A 655-nucleotide genomic window follows, 5' to 3' on the forward strand; every position below is an offset into this window, starting at 1 on the left:
GGCTATCATTGGCTGGCAAGACGGTTATATTGGCAATACCGCCCAAATTTAATAACACGCGTGTGCTATCAGGTGCGGCAAACAATGCTTGATGAAAAGCAGGAACCAAAGGCGCGCCTTGTCCACCGACTGCCATATCACGGCGACGAAAGTCGCTGACCACGCTAATGCCAGTGCGCTCAGCGATGACATTGGCATCGAGTAGTTGTAAGCTAAAGCCCAATTGCGGACGATGACGTACCGTCTGCCCATGACAACCAATTGCCAGCACCGACTCACCATCAGTATTTGACTGCTTCAATAATGTATTAACCACGTCGCTTGCAAATTCAGCATATTCTTTACTTACCCAGCCAAACCAGTCCAATTCGCTGTTTGGTTCATCAGCGGTTGACGTTAACTCTTGGATACCATTAGGTTGGCACAACGCTAAGAGCACCTCACGCAGTCGCGGCGGAAAATCTTGATTATAAGTTGCCAACAGTTGCATCGGTGGTTGAGTATTGCCTGCATTATTAAACTGACAAAGCACTGCATCCATACCGTCCAAGCTAGTGCCTGACATCATACCGATATATAGACCGTCGTCAAAGCTTTCAAACACTGTTTGCTCCAGCGCCTCAGTCAGTGCAGCGTAGTTTGTATCGTCGTCACT

The 655-nt window shown here is 48.2% G+C and carries 1 protein-coding gene; it reads right to left on the bottom strand.

Annotation, left to right across the window (positions count from 1 at the left end; translation table 11 throughout):
* Nucleotides 1–655 (bottom strand): anhydro-N-acetylmuramic acid kinase (locus tag ACS8FD_RS21445; RefSeq protein WP_439277360.1); only part of this gene is annotated, 655 nt, incomplete at both ends.

It is taken from the genome of Psychrobacter sp. 1U2 (genome assembly GCF_051847575.1).